The following is a 17793-nucleotide window of genomic DNA, read 5'->3' as shown; positions in this document are numbered from 1 at the left end:
CGACGCGGTCGCGCTGACCGGCGAGCTCGAGGGTCGCTACATCGAGTTCGTCGACCACCTGCACGAGCACTTCGTGACCCCGGTCGACGTGCACGGGGGCCGCTACTGGGCCCCGACCGCCCCCGGCGCGGGCACCGAGATGCTCGCCGACTCCCTCGACACCTACACCTACCCCGACGGACCGGTCTGGGCGGCGGCCTCGGCCACCGATCCGGTCCGCGACACCATCCGCGTCGCCTGACCGGCGCCCGGACGCACGCAGCACCAGGCACACAGCACCACACCACCCAGCACCACGACACCCGACTCACCCAGCACCACGACGAAGTGGAGACACCGATGCAACGACGTTTCATGGCGGGGCTGGCGGCAGCAGCTGCCGCAGCACTCGTGCTCACGGGCTGTTCCTCCGGCAGCAGTGCCGGCGGCAGCCAGTCGAAGGACGCCCTGACCTGGTCGATGTGGATCGCCGGCAAGGAGGACAAGGCCGCCTGGCAGAAGGTCGCCGACACCGTGAAGAGCGAGGACGGCATCAGCCTGACGATCCAGGGCGCACCGTTCGAGAACTACTTCACCAAGCTCAGCGCGCAGCTCAGCGGCGGCAGCGCGCAGTGCATCGTCAGCATGCAGTCGCTGCGTGCCGCCAACTACACCGAGTCGCTGCTGCCGCTCGATGACCTGGCGAAGAAGGAGGGCACGGACCTGTCCGCCTTCGACAGCACGGCGCTCGACGGCATGAAGGTCGACGGCAAGCTCTACGGTCTGCCGTACGACACCGGCCCCATCATGATGTTCTACAACAAGGACCTGTTCAAGCAGGCCGGCGTCGCCGACCCCGCGCCCGGCTGGACCGTCGACGACTTCGAGAAGGCCGGTGCGGCGCTCAAGGCGAAGGGCATCACCGAGTTCGGTTCGACCGTCGGCGACCTGAACCTCGAGTCGATGATCTACGGCTACAACGGTGGTCGGGTGATCACCTCCGGCGGCAAGATCGACGCCACGAACACCAAGTTCGCGGACGGCCTCGACTGGATGGGCAGCCTGGTCAAGAAGGGCTACGCCACGCAGGCGTCGTCGGACACCTCGACGCCCGGCAACGACTTCGCCGCCGGCAAGGTCGCGATGTACACCGACGGTCCGTGGTCGCTCATCAGCCAGAAGGCCAAGGTGAAGTTCGACCTCGGCGTCACGACGCTCCCCGCGGGCACCTCTGGTCCCTCGACGTTCGCCGCCGGGTCCGGCTTCGGGGTGTCGAAGCAGTGCAAGTACCCGGAGCAGGCGTACAAGGCCGTCGAGACGATGACCAGCGAGAAGGTCCTGACGTCGCTCGCCGAGCAGGGTCGCGCCTTCCCCGGTCGCACCGCAGCCCAGGCGTCGTGGTACTCGAGCGCCGGGATCCCCGGAGCCGAGGACGCGCTCAAGGCCGCCCTTGCCAAGTCGTCGCCGCTGCTCGGCAACAAGCAGAGCGACCAGCTGTCCCAGCTGTTCACGCAGTACGCCCTGCAGGCGGTGAACGGGCAGTCCACCGGCAAGGAGACCATGTCCTCGATCGCCAGCCAGCTCGGCACCCAGTGACCGACCCGGTGACGGACGGGCGCGGCCCGCTCAGAGCGACGCGAAGCGTTGCGCGGGCCGCGCCGACGGAGCCTGCGGAGTCGGGGGCGACCCCGCCCCGCGCCTCCAGTCCGACACCACCCACCCCCAGGACCGCGCGAACGATCAGGAGGTCGTCGCATGACCACCATCCAGGACCCACCGGCCGCATCGGCCGTCCCCGCGGTCGCGACCGCGGTCGCGGCCGGGACCACCGGGCCGAAGCAGCGGGACGGCGCCGCCGTCGAGGTCGGGCGCCGCTCCTGGTGGGGCGCCGCGTTCGCCGCACCCCACTCGCTCGGGCTCGTCGTCTTCACGGCGTTCCCGATCCTCGCCTCGCTCGTCGTGAGCTTCATGAACTGGCCGACGCTCGGGGACCGGTCGTTCGCCGGCCTGCAGAACTACACGAAGCTCTTCAGCGACCCGGTCTTCCGGACCGTCACGCTGAACACCGTGCTGTTCGTGGTGCTCTACGTGCCGCTCAACCTGGTCGTGTCGCTCGGGCTCGCCGCGTGGCTGACCCCGCGGATCCGCGGACGCCACGTGTTCCGCGTGCTGTTCTTCATCCCGACCATCACGCCGATCGTCGCCAACGTCGTGGTCTGGCGCATGCTGTACCAGCCCGGTGGTGCCATCGACGCGTCACTGCAGTCGACCCTCGGCGTGCACGCCCCGAACTTCCTGGCCGACGAGCACTGGGCGATGCTCGCCATCGTCACGATGAGCGTGTGGCAGGGCTTCGGCTACAACATGCTGATCTTCTCGGCCGCGCTCGACTCGGTGCCGGAGAACCAGCTCGAGGCCGCCGAGCTCGACGGGGCCAACGCGTGGCAGATGTTCTGGGCGATCAAGTTCCCGCTCATCTCGCCGTCGGTGTTCTTCGCCGCGATGATGACCCTCATCACGTCCTTCCAGGTCTTCGTGCAGCCCTTCGTCCTGACCAAGGGCGGACCCGGCACCGCCACCGAGACCCTGGTGCAGTACATCTACAACACGGGCTTCCAGAACCAGCAGCTCGGGCTGGCGTCCGCCGGCGCCTGGGTGCTGTTCGTCATCATCCTCGGCGTGACGGCCGTGCAGTTCCTCGGGCAGAAGCGGTGGGTGCACTATGAGTGAAGCGGTGCGGAGTGGCCTCGGTGCCACCACGGCGAACCGGACGGTCAACCCCAGGTCGCTCGCCCGGACGCGGCCGGCGCCCCGCCCTGGTCGCGTGCGACGTGCGATCGGGTACGTGCTGCTGTGCCTGGTGGCGCTGCTGTTCGTCTCGCCGCTGGTGTACATGGTGGCGACGAGCCTGAAGCCCGCCGACCAGGTGTTCACCACCCCGCCGACGCTGTGGGGGCGGTCGCTCGAGTGGGACAACTACGTGCAGGCGTTCACGTACCTGCCCTTCGCGCGGTTCATCCTGAACGGTGTGTTCGTCGCCGCCGTCGGCACCGCCATCAACGTCGCCGTCGCGGTGCTGTCCGGGTACGCGTTCTCGCGGCTCCGGTGGCGCGGTCGGAACGGCGTGTTCGTCCTGTTCCTGGCGACGCTGATGATCCCGCAGGACGTCCTGGTCATCCCGATGTACGTGATGATGCAGGGCCTCGGGTGGGTCGACACCTTCAAGGCGCTCATCATCCCGTGGGCGTTCACCGCGCTGGGCGCGTTCCTGGTCCGGCAGTTCTTCCTCACCATCCCGCAGGAGCTCGACGACGCGGCCCGGGTCGACGGCGCCGGCCCCGTCCGGACCTTCTTCTCGGTGATGCTGCCGCTCGCCCGGCCGACGCTCGCCGTCCTGGCCGTCTTCTCGTTCATCTCCTACTGGAACTCGTTCCTGTGGCCGCTCGTCGTCGTCAACGACGTCGAGGCGCACGGCACCATCCCCCTCGGCCTGCAGCAGTTCTTCGGACAGCAGGGCAGCGAGTGGAACCTCGTCATGGCCGCATCGGTGATCTCGATGCTGCCGACGGTCATCCTGCTGATCCTGCTGCAGAAGCACCTCGTCAAGGGCATCGTCACCTCCGGCCTCGGTGGCCGGTAGTCGCCCCCCGTGAAAGGAACACCGTGACCACCACCGCACCGGCCCAGCCGCAGACCGCGACCGACCCGTCCGGCCTGCCCGCCTGGTTCACCCACGACCGCTTCGGCATGTTCATCCACTGGGGCCTGTACGCGCTGCCGGCCCGGCACGAGTGGATCAAGAACCGCGAGTACATCACCGAGGACGCCTACCAGCGGTACTTCGACCACTTCGACCCGGACCTGTTCGACGCCGCCGACTGGGCGCGTCGGGCACGACTGGCGGGCATGAAGTACGTCGTGCTCACCACGAAGCACCACGAGGGCTTCTGCCTGTGGGACTCCGCGCTGACCGACTACAAGTCCACGAACACGCCCTTCGGCCGCGACATCGTCCGTGAGTTCGTCGTCGCCGTCCGCGCCGAGGGGCTCAAGGTCGGCTTCTACCACTCGCTGATCGACTGGCACCACCCGGACTTCACGATCGACGGGCACCACCCGCGGCGGAACGACGGCGACCAGGCGATCGCCGCGCTCGACGAGGGCCGCGACATGGCCCGCTACCGCGAGTACCTGCACGGGCAGGTCACCGAGCTGCTGACCGACTACGGCCAGGTCGACTACCTGTTCTACGACTTCTCGTACCGCGAGGACGACCACCACGACGTCTGGGGCGGCAAGGGCCGCGAGGACTGGGGGAGCGAGGAGCTGCTGGCGCTGACGCGTCGCCTGCAGCCCGGCATCATCGTGAACGACCGGCTCGACATCCCGGGCGACATCGTCACGCCCGAGCAGTACCAGCCGGACAAGCCCATGGAGGTCGACGGCGTCCAGGTGCCGTGGGAGGCGTGCCAGACGCTCAACGGCTCGTGGGGCTACGACCGCGACAACCAGAACGTCAAGAGCGTCGACCTGCTGGTCCGCATGCTCGTCGACGGGGTGTCGAACAACGGGAACATGCTGCTCAACATCGGCCCGACCGGCCGGGGCGAGTTCGACGGGGTCTCGCGTGCGACGCTCGACGGCTTCGGGGCGTGGATGCACCAGCACGGCCGCTCGGTGTACGGCGCCGGCCCCTCGGAGTTCCAGGCACCGCCGAACGCCGTCTACACGCAGAACGGCAACCGGCTGTACCTGCACCTGTTCGCCTGGCCGTTCGAGCACGTGCACCTGGCGGGGCTGGCGGGACGCGTCGAGTACGCCCAGCTGCTGAACGACGCGTCCGAGGTGTTCTTCCGCTCGATCGACCCCTCGGTCCGGGCACTGACCACCGGACTCGGCGGCCAGCCCGCGGGGACGCTGACGCTCACGCTGCCGATCCAGCGACCCGACGTCGCGCTGCCCGTCGTCGAGCTCTTCCTGCGCGACTGATGCAGCGGATCCTGTCGCGCACCCGCCTGCGGGCCGGGCGCGAGGACGACTACGAGCAGGCACACGCTGCCATCCCGGACGCCCTGGTGGAACGCCTGCGTGCCGCCGGGGTGGCGAACTGGAGCATCTGGCGCGACGGCCAGGACCTGATCCACCTGATCGAGGTCGAGGACCACCGTGCCATGCGTCGGGCGCTGGCGGACGACCCGGTGAACGCCGACTGGCAGGCCGTGATCAACCCGCTGCTCGAGGCCGACGACGACTACTCGGGGAACGACGACGGCGTGCCGCTGGTGTGGACGCTCGAAGGGCAGGCATGAGCGACGTCGAGTTCGACCGCGGACCGTTCTGGTTCGGCGGCGCGGGGATCGGGAACCTGCTGCGCGAGGTGTCCGACGACGACGCGCGCGCCACGGTCGACGCGGCGTGGGACGTCGGCGTGCGCGGCTTCGACACGGCCCCGCACTACGGCCTCGGGCTGAGCGAACGACGGCTCGGCGCGGCACTCGCCGACCGGCCCCGGGATGCCTACGCGCTGTCCACGAAGGTCGGACGTCGGCTGGTGCCCGGACCGGGTGACGGCACGGACGACGACGGGTTCGCGGTGCCGAACGACCTGGTCCGGCAGTGGGATCCGTCCCCCGACGGGGTGCGCCGCTCGCTCGACGAGTCCCTCGGCCGCCTCGGGCTCGACCACGTCGACGTCGCCTACCTGCACGACCCCGACGTGTACGACCTGCACGCCGGGCTGACCCAGGCGCTGCCGACGCTCGCCGCGCTGCGGGACGAGGGCGTCGTGCGGGCGGTCGGCGTCGGGTCGAACTCGGTCGCCGCACTGACGGCAGCGGTCGACACGGGGCTGTGCGACGTGGTGATGCTCGCGGGCCGGTACACGCTGCTCGAACAGCCCGCAGCCGAGCTCGTCGCCACCTGTGCCGAGCGCGGCGTGGACGTCGTCGCGGTCGGGGTCTACAACTCCGGGCTGCTGAGCCGTCCGCTGCCCGCCGAGGACACCACGTACGACTACGCCCCCGCGCCGGCGGAGCTGCTGGACCGGGCCCGTGCGCTCGCCGCGGTGTGTGCGCGGCACGGGGTCACGCTCCCCGAGGCCGCGCTGGCCTTCCCCCGTCGTGCGGCGGCCGTCCGTGCCGTCGCGGTCGGAGCGCAGTCGGCGGAACAGGTGCGCGAGAACGCCGCCCGTGCCGCCGCGGTGGTCCCCGAGGCGCTGTGGCACGACCTGCGCGCCGAGGGCCTGCTCGCGAGCTGACCGCCAGCGCGGGGAGCGTCGCACCCCACAACGAACAACGCGCCCCGTCGAGACGGGGCGCGTTGTTCTTGTGCGGGCGCGATCCGCGCCGAGGGGCGAACCCTAGTTGCGCGCGCCGCGACCGGCGAAGCGCGTGTAGAGCAGCAGCACGATGATGGCGCCGATGACCGAGCCGATGATGCCGGCCGGCTGGAAGAAGCCGTCCATCGGGTCGTGCTGGAAGATCAGGAACCCGAGGAACCCGCCGACGAACGACCCGACGATGCCGAGGACGATGGTCATGAGGATCGAGATGCTCTGCTTCCCGGGGACGATCAGGCGCGCGAGCGCACCGGCGATCAGTCCGACGATGATCAAGCTGACGATGAGACCGAGCACGGTGTCCTCCTGGTGATGCGTCCGGATTGCTGCCGACGGGTGTCGGCTCCGGGCCAGTCCCTGAGTGAACCCGGTGGCGGCTGACCGCGCTCACACCGCGTGTACCCCGATCGTCAGTCGAGCGACCGCCGCAGCCACCGTTCGACGCCCTCGACGTGCGCCACGACCAGGGCCTGCACGAGCTGCGGGTCGCGGCGGCGGATCGCGTCGACGATGGCCGCGTGCTCGTCGAGCGTGCGCTGCACCGAGCCGTTCTGCGTCAGCCCGCGCCACACCCGCACGCGCACGGTCTTGCTCGACAGGGCGTCGAGCAGCCCCGACAGGTACTGGTTGCCGCCGATGCCCGCGATCGTGGAGTGGAAGAGCAGGTCGTGCGCGACCAGTTCCTCGACCCCGGTGGCGTCGTCCACGCTCGCCATCAGCGTCGCGAGCTCGTCGATCTGCTGCTCCGATGCCCTCGCCGTGGCCAGCACCGCGGACGCCGGCTCCAGGATGCGCCGCACCTCGAGCAGGTCGACCAGCGATCGGTCGTGGTGCATGTCCACGACGAAGGACACCGCCTCGAGCAGCACCGAGGGTTCGAGCGACGTGACGTAGGTGCCGTCGCCGCGCCGGACGTCGAGCACGCGGATGAGCTCGAGCGCCTTCACCGCTTCGCGCAGGCTGTTCCGCGACAGCCCGAGCGACTCGCTCAGTTCCTTCTCCGGCGGCAGCCGCTGCCCGGGCGTCAGTTCGCCGGACACGATCATCTGCTGGATGCGCGCGATCGCGTCGTCGGTCAGCGAAGCCATGCGATGCCCTCTTCCTGCGCCGGCTGGTACCGGACCTGACGACGATATCCGCACCGGTCCTCCTGGACGCGGCAGCCGGCCATCAGGCGGGTCGGAGCCGCAGCGCCTGCATCCCCCCGTCGACGGCCAGGTCGACGCCCGTGGTCGACGCGGCCAGGGGGCTCGTCAGGTATGCGACGGCCTCGGCGACCTCTTCCGGGGCGACGAGTCGGCCGTGCGGCTGCCGTGCCTCGAGCGCGGCGCGCTCGGCCGCGGGGTCGTCGGCGGACTCGAGCAGCCGGCCGACCCACGGGGTGTCCGCGGTGCCCGGGTTGACCGCGTTGACACGGATGCCCTCGCGCAGGTGGTCGGCGGCCATCGCGCGCGTCAACGCGGCGATCGCGCCCTTGGTGGCGGAGTACAGCGCGCGCTGGGGCAGCCCGGCGGTCGCGGCGATCGAGCAGGTGTTCACGATGGAGGCTGCGCCCGACTCCCGCAGGAACGGCAGGCAGGCGCGGGACAGCCGGACCGCCCCGAGCACGTTGACCTCGTAGACCCGGCGCCACTCGTCGTCCGGGTTGTCCTCGACGGTGCCCTGGGCGCCGATGCCGGCGTTGTTCACCAGGACGTCGATCCCGCCCAGGGCGTCGGCGGCTGCTGCCACGGCCGCACGGACCGAGGCGTCGTCGCTGACGTCGCACGTGAAGGACGGGAAGTCGGCCGAGGGCCGCAGGTCGAGGACGGCGACGGTCGCCCCACGGTCACGCAGGGCGACGGCGATCGCGGCGCCGATGCCGGAGGCGCCGCCGGTGACGACGGCGCGCAGGCCGTGGTGGGACTGACCCGGCACCGCGGGCGTGGCCGCGGTGGCGGGCGTGGACGGTGCGGCGGCCATCAGGCGGCACCCATCGTCTGGCGCTGGGACCCCAGGCCGTCGGCGGTGAGCTCGACGACGTCGCCGGGCTGCAGGTACGGGGCGCCACTGCCGAGCGCGACACCAGCGGGAGTGCCGGTGCTGATGACGTCGCCCGGGTACAGGACCATGAACTGCGACAAGTAGTGCACGATCTCGGCGGGGTGGAAGATCATGTCGGCGGTGGAGCCGTCCTGGCGCACCTCGCCGTTGACGGTCAGCCGCAGTCCCAGCGCTGCCGGATCGATCGCGTCGGCGGTGACCAGCCACGGGCCGAGCGGGTTGAACGTCTCGCAGGACTTGCCCTTGTCCCACTGCCCGCCGCGCTCGATCTGGAACTCCCGCTCCGAGACGTCGTTCGCGATGGTGTAGCCGGCGATGTGCGTGGCGGCCTCGTCCTCGGACTCGCAGTAGCGGGCGGTCGTGCCGATCACGATGGCGAGCTCGATCTCCCAGTCGGTCTTCGTGCTCTTGCGGGGGACCAGCACCTGGTCGTCGGGGCCGATCACCGTCATCGGGTCCTTCATGAACACGATCGGCTCGGTCGGGATGTCCGCGCCGGTCTCGGCAGCGTGGTCGCGGTAGTTCAGGCCGATGCAGACGACCTTGCCGGGACGGACGACGGGGGCGCCGCGGCGCAGGGTGTCGGCGTCGGGCAGGACGGACAGCTCGCCGGCATCGAGTGCCCGCTGCACGCGGCCGACCGGGTCGTCCGCCAGGAAACCGCCGTCGATGTCGATGGTGACCGGTCGGAGGTCGTGTGTCCGACCGTCGGCGTCGATGGCCACGGGGATCTCCCCACCGGCCGGGCCGAGTCGTGCGAACCGCATCGTTCCTCGCTCTCCGCGCTGCTGCGTCGCAGCGCATGCGACCGTTCAGCCGCTGCGCGGTCGCCGTGACCGCGCAGACATCCTATGTCTGCGGTGGGACCGCGGCAAGGTAGACCCGCTCGGCCGTCCGGTGGAAGACGGCGTCGCGTTCGCCGTCCGACAGGTCCGCCAGTGCGTCGGTTGCCGTGCGGAGCACCTCGGCGTACTCGCCCTGCAGGGTCGAGACCGGCCAGTCCGACCCGAACAGCGAGCGGTCCGGGCCGAAGGCCTCGACCACCTGGCGGGCGTAGTGGGCGACGGGCCGGTCGCGCCAGTCCGCACCCGCTTCGGTCACCAGGCCGGAGACCTTGCACAGCACGTTGGGACGCGCAGCCAGGTCGTCCATCCGGGCACGCCACGCGATGCGCACGTCGGTGTCGTCGTGCGCGATGTCGGGCTTGCCGGCGTGGTCGAGGACGAAGACGCCGTCGGGGACCGCGTCGACCAGGGTCACCGCTGCGGCGTGTTCGCGGTCGCGGACCAGCAGGTCGAACGGCATCCCGGCAGCGGCGAGGACCCGCACCCCGGCGATCACGTCGTCGCGGGCGAGCCAGTCGCGGTCGGGCTCGTCGTGCGCCAGGTGCCGGATGCCGACCAGGCGCGGGCCACCAGGTCGTTCCAGGTCGACCAGGGCCGCCAGCTGCTCGACGACGTCCGGCGCGGTCAGGTCGACCCATCCGACGACGCCGGCCACGGGGGCGGGCTGCGACAGCAACCACGCGGTCTCGGCGGGGTCGTGCACGGCCTGCACGGCGATCGTGGCCTGCACGTCGGTGCCGTCGACGGCTGCGCGCAGGTCGTCCACGTCGAACCGGCGGCGGATGGGCGCGACGGAGTCGTCCATCCAGGCGTAGTCGCGGTCGGCGGGGTCCCAGAGGTGGTGGTGCGCGTCGAGGATCACGCCGCCATCATGCCGGACCCATCCGACGTCTGCCCGGGTGCGGGCCGATCAGCGCGCGCGGGCCTCTGGGGCAGTGGTGGGCGTGCCGAGACTCGGCGTACCGGACACTCTGCGGCGGACGGCGGCCGCAGCGTGTCCGCGGGGCCGAGACTCGGCGCCCGCACGCCCCGGACAGCGGCAGCCGGCAAGCGGCAGCCGGCGCCCGGCTCAGACGATGCCGGACGCCTCGAGCTCGGCACGCAGCTCGGCGTCCGAGGGCTCCACGAAGTGCTTGCCGTTCGGCAGCACCACGACGGGGATGTTCTTGCGCCCGCTGATCGCCTCGGCACGCTCGGCCGCCGACAGGTCCTGCTCGACGTCGACGTACGTGTAGTCGATCCCGAGCCCGTCGAGCAGCGCCTTCGAGCGCCGGCAGTCGCGGCACCAGTCAGCGCCGAACATGGTCACCTGGTCGAACGTCATGTCGGTCATGCTGAGAGAGTACGTCGGACACCACCAGGACATTCCCGTCCCGGCTCGGAACAGCGGCCGCACCGGCGAGCATCCTGGGTGCATGAGCACGATCGCCGACGTCCCCGTGGACCACCCGCACCACCGCCACGGCTGGTGGTGGAAGACCCTGCTGGTCGGGTTCGCGCTGTGGGTCGTCACGATCATCGTGACCGTGTACACGAGCAACACCAACCTCGTGCCGACGATCATCCTGCTCGGCAGCTTCCTCGTGCCGTTCACGGTCGTGCTCTTCGTCATCGAACGGGTGACCGGCACCGTGAGCACGATGCAGCTCGTCACCGCGTTCTTCGTCGGCGGGATCCTCGGCGTGCTCGGGGCGTCGCTGCTCGAGTCGAACCTGCGGCAGGGCGCGCTGGTGTACCTGGCGGTGGGTCTGGCCGAGGAACTCGTGAAGGGCGTGCTGCTCGTCGTCGTCGGGTGGCGCGTCCAGCCCAAGACCGCGCGACAGGGGGCGCTGCTCGGTGCGACGGTGGGGGCCGGGTTCGCCGCGTTCGAGTCGGCGGGCTACGCCTTCAACGCCGCGATCACCACGCGCGGGATCGACCTGGCGTCGCTGCTGCAGACCGAGGTGCTCCGCGCGATCCTGTCGCCCGTGGGACACGTGCTGTGGACCGCGATCCTGGGGGCGGTGCTGTTCGGCGTCGCACACGGCCGACCGCGCTTCCGCTGGACCTGGGCCGTGCCGGTGACCTACGTGGTGGTGTCGGTGCTGCACGCGCTGTACGACTCGAACTCGACGATCTCGACCGTGCTGGCGTTCGTCCTGACCGGCACCCCGCTGTCCGCCGCGCAGAACGGTGCGGTGCCGTCCTCGGTCGCCGGGCTGGTCACGACGCTCTACCTGGTCGGACTCGCCGTCGTCTCGGCGATCGGCGTCGCGGTGCTCATCGGCGTGCAGGTGCACTTCCGCCGACGGGCCCGAGCCGCGTCCCCGCAGCCCCGGGTCCCGGGCTGGTACGACGCACCGCCGCCCCGCGCATTGCGCTGACCCGCCCCTACGCTGGTGCCATGCCGCTGCGCCCCGACCCCGACACGTTGGCATGGGCCTCGGCAGCGGTCCGGCACCTGGCCCGCACGACCAACCTGCTCATCGCGGCCCGTCGGTTCCGCATCATCGGCGGCGACCCGCGCGACGCCGCAGCCCTCGACGCACTGCTGACCGCCCTGGGTGCCCGCGCCGCAGCAGCAGACGAGCGCATCGACCACCTCTGGTGTCTCGGCACGCCGGAGCAGAGCGCGACCGCGGTGCAGAGCGCGATCGCGGTGCCGGCGGCAGCGGACCAGCCTCGCGGCCACACGCTCGTGGTCATCGACGCCGGACGCCACCAGCCCGCCGTCGACGAGGACGCCTTCGGTCCCGTCACCCCCGTGCGCCCCGGCGTGCTCGGCGTCCCGATGACCTCGGACGACGTGTTCCTGGTGTCGACAGGCCGCGAGCCCGAGGACGACCCCGCCGCCGAGGCCCGCCTGCGCTGGGCCCGTCGCGCGATGCCGGTCTCCCGCGCGGTCGCCGCCGAGCTGCGCGACCAGGGACTGCTGCGCGGCACCCGGATCGGCGTCGCGATGGTGCTCGAGCCGAAGACCGCCGTGCTGTCCCTGCTGCTGCGCGAAGCCGGCGCCGACGTCGTCGTCTACGCCCACGCCGACGAGACCGACGACGCGGTGGCCGCAGTGCTCCGCCGGACCGGCCTGCCCGTCTTCGCCGACAGCACCGCGACGCTGGACGAGCAGAAGGCCCTGGCGCTCGCGATGCTCGACACGCGGCCGCACGTCCTGCTCGACGACGGCGCGCACGTCATCCGGCTCGCCCACCAGGAGCGCCCGGACCTGCTGCCGACGATGCTCGGCGCGGCCGAAGAGACCACGAGCGGCCTGACCGCCCTGCGTGTGCTGGCCGACCGGGGACAGCTCGGCATCCCCGTGGTCGCCGTGAACGACGCCCGCACCAAGACCTTCTTCGACAACCGGTACGGCACGGGGCAGTCGACGGTGTTCGCGGTGCTCGACCTGGTCGACGCGCTGCCGTCCGGTACGCACACGGTCCGGCCAGGAGGCTCGGCGGTCGTCGCCGGGTACGGTCACGTGGGCGAGGGGGTCGCCCTGGTCCTCCGTGCGCTCGGCTTCCATGTGGCGGTCGCCGAGACCGACCCGGTGCGTGCGCTGCAGGCCCGGTTCGCCGGACACGCCGTCGCGCCGCTGATCGAGGCCGTCCGCGATGCCGACCTGGTGATGAGTGCGACGGGGGTCGCGGACACGATCACGGTCGAGGTGCTCCGCGCCTGCGCTGCCGATGCGGTCGTCGCGGTCGCGGGCGGCGTCGACCAGGAGGTCGCGATCGACGCCTCGCTCGCCGCAGGGGCCGAGCGGGTCGTCGTGGGGCGGAAGGCCGAGCGCTTCACCTTCCCCGGGTCCGAGCGGGGCGTCCTGGTGCTCGACGACGGCGGGTGCATCAACATCACCGCCGCCGAGGGCAACCCGATCGAGATCATTGACCTGTCGTTCGCGGTGCAGCTCGGCGCCGTCCGGATGCTGCTCGAGCGCGGCGACGAACTCGACCGGGCCGTCGTGCCCGTCGACCCCGCGGTGGACGAGGCGACCGCCCGCGCGGCGCTGGCCGCGTTCGGCAGCCGAGCGGAGCCTCCCGTCCCGGTCGCCGCGCAGCCTGCCGACCGCCAGCCGGACGTCCGGACGACCCGCTTCGGAGCCCCCGCATGAGCGAGACGACCGTCCACTCGGCCCGCATCGTCGTCCCGATGACCGCGCCACCCATCGCCGACGGCGCCGTGGCGGTGCGCGACGGCCGGATCCTGCACGTCGGCGAGCGCTCGTGGGTGGTCGACCAGCTCGACGGCTCGACGTGGACCGAACGACGCTGGCGTGGGGCGCTGCTGCCCGGGCTCGTGAACGCGCACTCGCACCTGCAGTACACCGGCATGGCCAGTGTCGGGCGCGGCCAGTACCGGGGATTCGAGGACTGGGCCAGCGCGTTCAACGACGTCTACGCGGGCGAGCACGACTGGCGCGCCGAGGCGGCGGCCGGCGCCGCGCAGTCGATCGCCGCCGGGGTGACGAGCATCGCGGACATCGTCACCGACATCGAGGCAGCGACGGCCCTGCAGGACGCCGGTCTGGGCGGGATCGCCTACTGGGAGGTGATGGACTGGGAGAACGCGGCGTGGCAGGAACACGGGCGCGACCAGGTGCTCGACGAGCTCGCGCGCATCCCGACCAGCCCCGGCGCCGGCCTGTCCCCGCACGCGCCGTACTCCCTCGACGTCGCCCCGCTGCTCGAGCTGCCGGACATCGTCCGCCAGCGTGGCCTGCGGCTGCACCTGCACCTCGGCGAGGCCGCCTTCGAGGGCGAACGACTCGCCTCGTCGCTCGAGCACGGCACCGACTGGCACCTGGCGAACGTGCCGTCGTTCCGGGCCATGCGCGCGCTCGGGTTCGGCGCGAGCGCGACCTCGTTCGTCGACCGGCTCGGTGTGCTCGGACCCGACTGCCACATCGCGCACGGCGTCTACATGACGGCCGCCGACCGCGCGCTGCTGCGTGCCCGGGGGACCGCGGTCGCGCTCTGCCCACGCTCGAACGCCGTCATCGGACTCGACCCGCCACCCGTCGCCGACTACCTGCGCGAAGGCAGCCCCGTCGCGATCGGCACGGACTCACTGTCCTCGTCCCCGTCGCTCGACCTGATGGCCGACGTCACCGCGCTGCACCGGATCGCCCGCGCGCAGGGGTACGGCGACCACGACCTGCACGAGCGGCTGCTGGCGGCGGCGACGCTCGGCGGAGCGCACGCGATGGGGCTGGCGGTGGGCCCGGACCGGATCGGGCACCTGGCCGTCGGGGCCCGGGCAGACCTGGCCGTGTTCGACGTCGACGCTCGGACCGTGCCCGACGCGCTCGCCGAACTCGTCGAGGACGGTGCCGGGCGGGCCGTCGCGACGGTGGTGCGCGGGCGGGTCCGCGCCCAGGACGGCGTGCTGGTCGCCCGGTGATCGCAGACCATGCTGTCCGCGCGGGATGATGGTCGGATGAACGGACAGATGGCGCGACGGACGGTCGACGGCGAGCTCATCGAGTGGCTCGACGTCCCGAAGCGGGCAGCAGCGCTCGGCATGGAACCCCACCCCGAGGGCGGCTGGTACGTCCGCACCTGGACGTCGCCCGCGACGGTGCAGGTGCGCGGTGGCGAGCGGCCCGCGGCGACACTCATCCACTTCCTGCTGCCCCCGGGCGAGGCATCGGCGTGGCACCGGGTCACGAGCGACGAGATCTGGATGTGGCACGGGCCGGACACCGTCGACCTGCAGCTCGGCGGGTCGGGGGAGTCCCCGGAGCCGGGCGCGACGATCACCCTCGGGCCGGACGCCGGGCGCGACCGGGTGAACGACGCGCAGGCGTTCGTACGCGGCGGGGTCTGGCAGCGCACGCTCCCCGGCGACGGCGAGGTGCTGCTGAGCTGCCTGGTGTCGCCCGGCTTCTCGTTCGAGGACTTCACCCTGGCCTGAGGCCCGCGCGCCCCGCCCACGCCCCGCCCCGTCCCCCTCCCTCGACCGCCCCCGCGCCCACCCCCGCGTGCGACGTCGCGCGACGCCCGACACGTGCTGGTATCCCACCTGCCGGTACAATTCGTCCTTGCCCCCACACCCCCAGCACGAAGGCCCGACCGTGACTCGATCGTTCCGTCTCTCCCTCGCCCTCGCGACCACCCTCGTCGCTGCCCTCGCGCTCACCGCCTGCTCGGCCGGCGGCAGCACGGGCTCGGACGGCACCGTCACCGACGGCAAGCTCACGATCGCGACCGGGCAGCCCGCGTACTCGCCCTGGGTCGAGGACAACAAGCCGCAGTCCGGCAAGGGCTTCGAGTCCGCCGTGGCCTACGCCGTCGCGAAGCAGATGGGCTACGCGAAGTCCGACGTGGTGTGGAAGCGCAGCACCTTCGACAGCGCGGTGGCTCCGGGCCCGAAGGACTGGGACCTCAACCTGCAGCAGTTCTCGATCTCGTCGCAGCGCAAGAAGGCCGTGGACATGTCGTCGCCGTACTACACGACCACGCAGGCCGTCGTGACGACCGCCAAGTCCAAGGCGAAGGACGACACCACCGTCGCCGCGCTCAAGCGGGACACCATCGGGGTGGCCGCCGGGTCGACGAGCATCGCCAGCGTCAAGCAGGTGCTCGGCGTCACCCCGCAGGTCTTCAACTCGAACGACGACGCCGTCCTGGCGCTCAAGTCCGGCCAGATCGACGCGATCGTCACCGACCTGCCCACTGCGTTCACCATGTCCGGCGCGCAGCTCGACGACGGTTCGGTCTCGGCGCAGTTCCCCGCCGACGGAAAGGGCGACCAGTTCGGCTTCGTGCTGCCGAAGGACTCGCCCCTGACCGCCAAGGTCGACAAGGCCCTGAAGGCGCTCGACGACGACGGCACGCTCGCGGCGCTGCAGAAGCAGTGGCTGTCGTCCGCGACGAACACCCCGGTCCTGAAGTAGCGCGCGTGTCCGTCCCCGCAGGAGCAGGAGCAGGAGCAGGAGCCGGAGCTGGAGCGCCCGTGACCGACGCGTCGGCACCGGTCCCGCCCAGCCCGGTCGAGCTCGAGCGCCGGATCTACCGTCGGCAGCGCGGCCGCCGGGCGGTCCTGGCGTCGGTCGCGTCGACGCTGGTCGTGGCGGCCGTCGTGTACTTCGGCGTCGTGAACACCCCCGGCTGGGCCGCCGTCCAGCAGTCGTTCTTCGACCCGGGCGTCGCGGCCTCGACGTTCCCGGACATCCTGCTCGGGCTGTGGCTGAACGTCCGGATCCTGTTCTTCGCGTCGATCGGCGTCGCGGTGTTCGGCACGCTGCTGGCGGTCGTGCGCGGCCTGCAGAGCCCGGTGTTCTTCCCGCTGCGGATGCTCGCCACCGGGTACACCGACCTGTTCCGTGGTCTGCCCCTGATCATCGTGCTGTACCTGGTCGGCTTCGGGCTGCCGGGCCTGGGGGTCTTCCCCCGGCTGGCGCCGGAGTTCTGGGGCACGATCGCGATCGTGCTGACGTACTCGTCGTACGTGGCCGAGGTGCTGCGCGCCGGCATGGAGGCCGTCCACCCCTCCCAGCGCCTGGCCGCCCGGTCCCTCGGCCTGTCCCACACCCAGACGCTGCGGCTGGTCGTCCTGCCGCAGGCCGTCCGCAAGGTCACGCCCGCGCTCATGAACGACTTCGTCTCGATGCAGAAGGACGTCGGCCTGGTGTCGATCCTCGGTGCCGTCGACGCGGTCCGGAGTGCGCAGATCGCCCAGGCCGAGACCTACAACTTCACCCCGTACCTGGTGGCAGGCCTGCTGTTCGTCGTGATCAGCCTGCCGCTCATCCGCGTCACGGACGCCATCGCCGGGCGCCAACAGCGCCGCGAACAGATCGGCGGCACCGTATGACCGCGCAGACCGACGTCCCTGTCCTGGAGCTCCGGGGCCTCCGCAAGGCGTTCGGCGAGCACCAGGTGCTGCGCGGCATCGACCTGACGCTCGAGCGCCACCAGGTGATCTGCGTGATCGGCGCCTCGGGCTCGGGCAAGTCGACGCTGCTCAAGACCGTGAACCTGCTCGAGGGCATCGACGACGGCCAGGTCCTGCTGCAGGGCATCGACGTGTCGGACCCCCGGGTCGACGTCGACGCCACCCGCGCCCGCATCGGCGTCGTGTTCCAGCAGTTCAACCTGTTCCCGCACATGACCGTGCTCGACAACGTCACGCTCGCGTCGCGCCGGGTGCACGGCGTCGGCCGCGCCGCCGCCGAGACGACCGCCCGACGACTGCTCGACCGCATCGGTCTGGGCGACTTCGCGGGCGCGTACCCGGACCGGCTGTCCGGCGGGCAGCAGCAGCGCGTGGCGATCGTGCGGGCGATCGCGTCCGACCCCGAGCTGCTGCTGCTCGACGAGGTCACGAGTGCACTCGACCCGATGCTCGTCGGCGAGGTCCTCGACCTGGTGCGCGAGCTGCGCCAGCAGGGCTCGACGATCCTGATGACCACGCACGAGATGCAGTTCGCGCGGAACGTCGCCGACCGCATCGTCTTCCTGCACCGCGGCGAGGTCGTCGAGCAGGGACCGCCGTCCGCGGTGCTCGACGCCCCGCAGCACCCGGCGCTGGTCGAGTTCCTGGCGCGCGTCGGCGCGTAGCACCCCTGTGCGGACGTCGCGCCCGCGCAGGCAGGGGCGCGATGTCCGC

The 17793-nt window shown here is 71.6% G+C and carries 19 protein-coding genes and 1 pseudogene; 14 read left to right on the top strand and 6 right to left on the bottom strand.

The features are described 5' to 3' along the window. The 7 genes and pseudogenes from ACLBWP_RS18275 to ACLBWP_RS18245 all read left to right on the top strand — a co-directional run. A pseudogene (locus tag ACLBWP_RS18275) lies at positions 1-241 on the top strand (fuconate dehydratase); the annotation flags it as partial. 98 nt (positions 242-339) lie between these two features. Next, complete coding sequence (locus ACLBWP_RS18270) at positions 340-1575, top strand: ABC transporter substrate-binding protein (RefSeq protein WP_447656247.1); 1236 nt, start codon at positions 340-342, stop codon at positions 1573-1575. Between the two features lie 159 nt (positions 1576-1734). After that, entirely contained in the window at positions 1735-2709 is a 975-nt protein-coding gene (locus ACLBWP_RS18265; protein WP_243562855.1) for a carbohydrate ABC transporter permease, read from the top strand. 94 nt (positions 2710-2803) lie between these two features. Next, on the top strand, positions 2804-3619 hold the full coding sequence (locus tag ACLBWP_RS18260; protein WP_243562854.1) for a carbohydrate ABC transporter permease: 816 nt from the start codon (positions 2804-2806) through the stop codon (positions 3617-3619). Between the two features lie 23 nt (positions 3620-3642). Further along, complete coding sequence (locus ACLBWP_RS18255; RefSeq protein WP_447656246.1) at positions 3643-4968, top strand: alpha-L-fucosidase; 1326 nt, start codon at positions 3643-3645, stop codon at positions 4966-4968. After that, complete coding sequence (locus tag ACLBWP_RS18250; protein ID WP_447656245.1) at positions 4968-5288, top strand: L-rhamnose mutarotase; 321 nt, start codon at positions 4968-4970, stop codon at positions 5286-5288. Before ACLBWP_RS18255 ends, ACLBWP_RS18250 begins: the two co-directional genes overlap by 1 nt. Next, complete coding sequence (locus ACLBWP_RS18245) at positions 5285-6235, top strand: aldo/keto reductase (protein WP_447656244.1); 951 nt, start codon at positions 5285-5287, stop codon at positions 6233-6235. Before ACLBWP_RS18250 ends, ACLBWP_RS18245 begins: the two co-directional genes overlap by 4 nt. 102 nt (positions 6236-6337) lie before the next feature. Here the strand turns inward: ACLBWP_RS18245 and ACLBWP_RS18240 are convergent, their stop codons facing one another. From ACLBWP_RS18240 to ACLBWP_RS18215, 6 genes are all read right to left on the bottom strand, one after another. Further along, positions 6338-6613: a GlsB/YeaQ/YmgE family stress response membrane protein gene (locus tag ACLBWP_RS18240; RefSeq protein WP_243562850.1), complete on the bottom strand. Its 276-nt coding sequence runs from the start codon at positions 6611-6613 to the stop codon at positions 6338-6340. A gap of 113 nt (positions 6614-6726) precedes the next feature. Then, a complete protein-coding gene (locus ACLBWP_RS18235; protein ID WP_243562849.1) occupies positions 6727-7404 on the bottom strand; it encodes a FadR/GntR family transcriptional regulator in 678 nt (225 codons plus the stop codon). Between the two features lie 82 nt (positions 7405-7486). Beyond that, complete coding sequence (locus ACLBWP_RS18230) at positions 7487-8278, bottom strand: SDR family NAD(P)-dependent oxidoreductase (RefSeq protein ID WP_447656243.1); 792 nt, start codon at positions 8276-8278, stop codon at positions 7487-7489. Next, entirely contained in the window at positions 8278-9126 is an 849-nt protein-coding gene (locus tag ACLBWP_RS18225) for a fumarylacetoacetate hydrolase family protein (RefSeq protein ID WP_447656242.1), read from the bottom strand. Before ACLBWP_RS18225 ends, ACLBWP_RS18230 begins: the two co-directional genes overlap by 1 nt. An 82-nt stretch (positions 9127-9208) precedes the next feature. Continuing rightward, positions 9209-10066, bottom strand: coding sequence for an amidohydrolase family protein (locus ACLBWP_RS18220; RefSeq protein ID WP_447656241.1), 858 nt, complete (start codon positions 10064-10066; stop codon positions 9209-9211). Positions 10067-10273: 207 nt separating this feature from the next. Beyond that, entirely contained in the window at positions 10274-10537 is a 264-nt protein-coding gene (locus ACLBWP_RS18215; RefSeq protein WP_447656240.1) for a glutaredoxin family protein, read from the bottom strand. Positions 10538-10619: 82 nt separating this feature from the next. Here ACLBWP_RS18215 and ACLBWP_RS18210 point away from each other — a divergent pair, with 82 nt between their 5' ends. The 7 genes from ACLBWP_RS18210 (at position 10620) to ACLBWP_RS18180 (ending at position 17744) form a co-directional block, all read left to right on the top strand. Further along, positions 10620-11567: a PrsW family intramembrane metalloprotease gene (locus ACLBWP_RS18210; RefSeq protein WP_447656239.1), complete on the top strand. Its 948-nt coding sequence runs from the start codon at positions 10620-10622 to the stop codon at positions 11565-11567. A gap of 20 nt (positions 11568-11587) precedes the next feature. Further along, positions 11588-13294 (top strand): adenosylhomocysteinase, encoded by a 1707-nt coding sequence (locus ACLBWP_RS18205; protein WP_447656238.1) that lies wholly within the window; start codon positions 11588-11590, stop codon positions 13292-13294. Continuing rightward, a complete protein-coding gene (locus ACLBWP_RS18200; RefSeq protein WP_447656237.1) occupies positions 13291-14583 on the top strand; it encodes an amidohydrolase family protein in 1293 nt (430 codons plus the stop codon). Before ACLBWP_RS18205 ends, ACLBWP_RS18200 begins: the two co-directional genes overlap by 4 nt. A 36-nt stretch (positions 14584-14619) precedes the next feature. After that, positions 14620-15096: a cupin domain-containing protein gene (locus tag ACLBWP_RS18195; RefSeq protein ID WP_447656236.1), complete on the top strand. Its 477-nt coding sequence runs from the start codon at positions 14620-14622 to the stop codon at positions 15094-15096. Between the two features lie 127 nt (positions 15097-15223). Then, the gene (locus tag ACLBWP_RS18190; protein WP_447656235.1) at positions 15224-16078 is read left to right on the top strand and encodes a transporter substrate-binding domain-containing protein; all 855 of its coding nucleotides are present in this window, start codon (positions 15224-15226) and stop codon (positions 16076-16078) included. Between the two features lie 59 nt (positions 16079-16137). Next, positions 16138-16998 (top strand): amino acid ABC transporter permease, encoded by an 861-nt coding sequence (locus ACLBWP_RS18185; RefSeq protein WP_447656234.1) that lies wholly within the window; start codon positions 16138-16140, stop codon positions 16996-16998. After that, the gene (locus ACLBWP_RS18180; protein WP_447656233.1) at positions 16995-17744 is read left to right on the top strand and encodes an amino acid ABC transporter ATP-binding protein; all 750 of its coding nucleotides are present in this window, start codon (positions 16995-16997) and stop codon (positions 17742-17744) included. The genes ACLBWP_RS18185 and ACLBWP_RS18180 overlap by 4 nt, the downstream gene beginning before the upstream one ends. The last annotated feature ends 49 nt before the right edge of the window (positions 17745-17793 follow it).

The organism is Microbacterium sp. M1A1_1b, from assembly GCF_053345565.1.
Note: the sequence above shows the minus strand (reverse complement) of the source record. Positions and strands in the feature narration are given on the sequence as shown.

Coding starts and splice junctions, on each gene's coding strand:
- ACLBWP_RS18270 (WP_447656247.1), top strand. CDS start 340: ATGCAACGACGTTTCATGGCGGGGCTGGCGGCAGCAGCTGCCGCAGCA.
- ACLBWP_RS18265 (WP_243562855.1), top strand. CDS start 1,735: ATGACCACCATCCAGGACCCACCGGCCGCATCGGCCGTCCCCGCGGTC.
- ACLBWP_RS18250 (WP_447656245.1), top strand. CDS start 4,968: ATGCAGCGGATCCTGTCGCGCACCCGCCTGCGGGCCGGGCGCGAGGAC.
- ACLBWP_RS18245 (WP_447656244.1), top strand. CDS start 5,285: ATGAGCGACGTCGAGTTCGACCGCGGACCGTTCTGGTTCGGCGGCGCG.
- ACLBWP_RS18235 (WP_243562849.1), bottom strand. CDS start 7,404: ATGGCTTCGCTGACCGACGACGCGATCGCGCGCATCCAGCAGATGATC.
- ACLBWP_RS18230 (WP_447656243.1), bottom strand. CDS start 8,278: ATGGCCGCCGCACCGTCCACGCCCGCCACCGCGGCCACGCCCGCGGTG.
- ACLBWP_RS18225 (WP_447656242.1), bottom strand. CDS start 9,126: ATGCGGTTCGCACGACTCGGCCCGGCCGGTGGGGAGATCCCCGTGGCC.
- ACLBWP_RS18215 (WP_447656240.1), bottom strand. CDS start 10,537: ATGACCGACATGACGTTCGACCAGGTGACCATGTTCGGCGCTGACTGG.
- ACLBWP_RS18210 (WP_447656239.1), top strand. CDS start 10,620: ATGAGCACGATCGCCGACGTCCCCGTGGACCACCCGCACCACCGCCAC.
- ACLBWP_RS18205 (WP_447656238.1), top strand. CDS start 11,588: ATGCCGCTGCGCCCCGACCCCGACACGTTGGCATGGGCCTCGGCAGCG.
- ACLBWP_RS18200 (WP_447656237.1), top strand. CDS start 13,291: ATGAGCGAGACGACCGTCCACTCGGCCCGCATCGTCGTCCCGATGACC.
- ACLBWP_RS18195 (WP_447656236.1), top strand. CDS start 14,620: ATGAACGGACAGATGGCGCGACGGACGGTCGACGGCGAGCTCATCGAG.
- ACLBWP_RS18180 (WP_447656233.1), top strand. CDS start 16,995: ATGACCGCGCAGACCGACGTCCCTGTCCTGGAGCTCCGGGGCCTCCGC.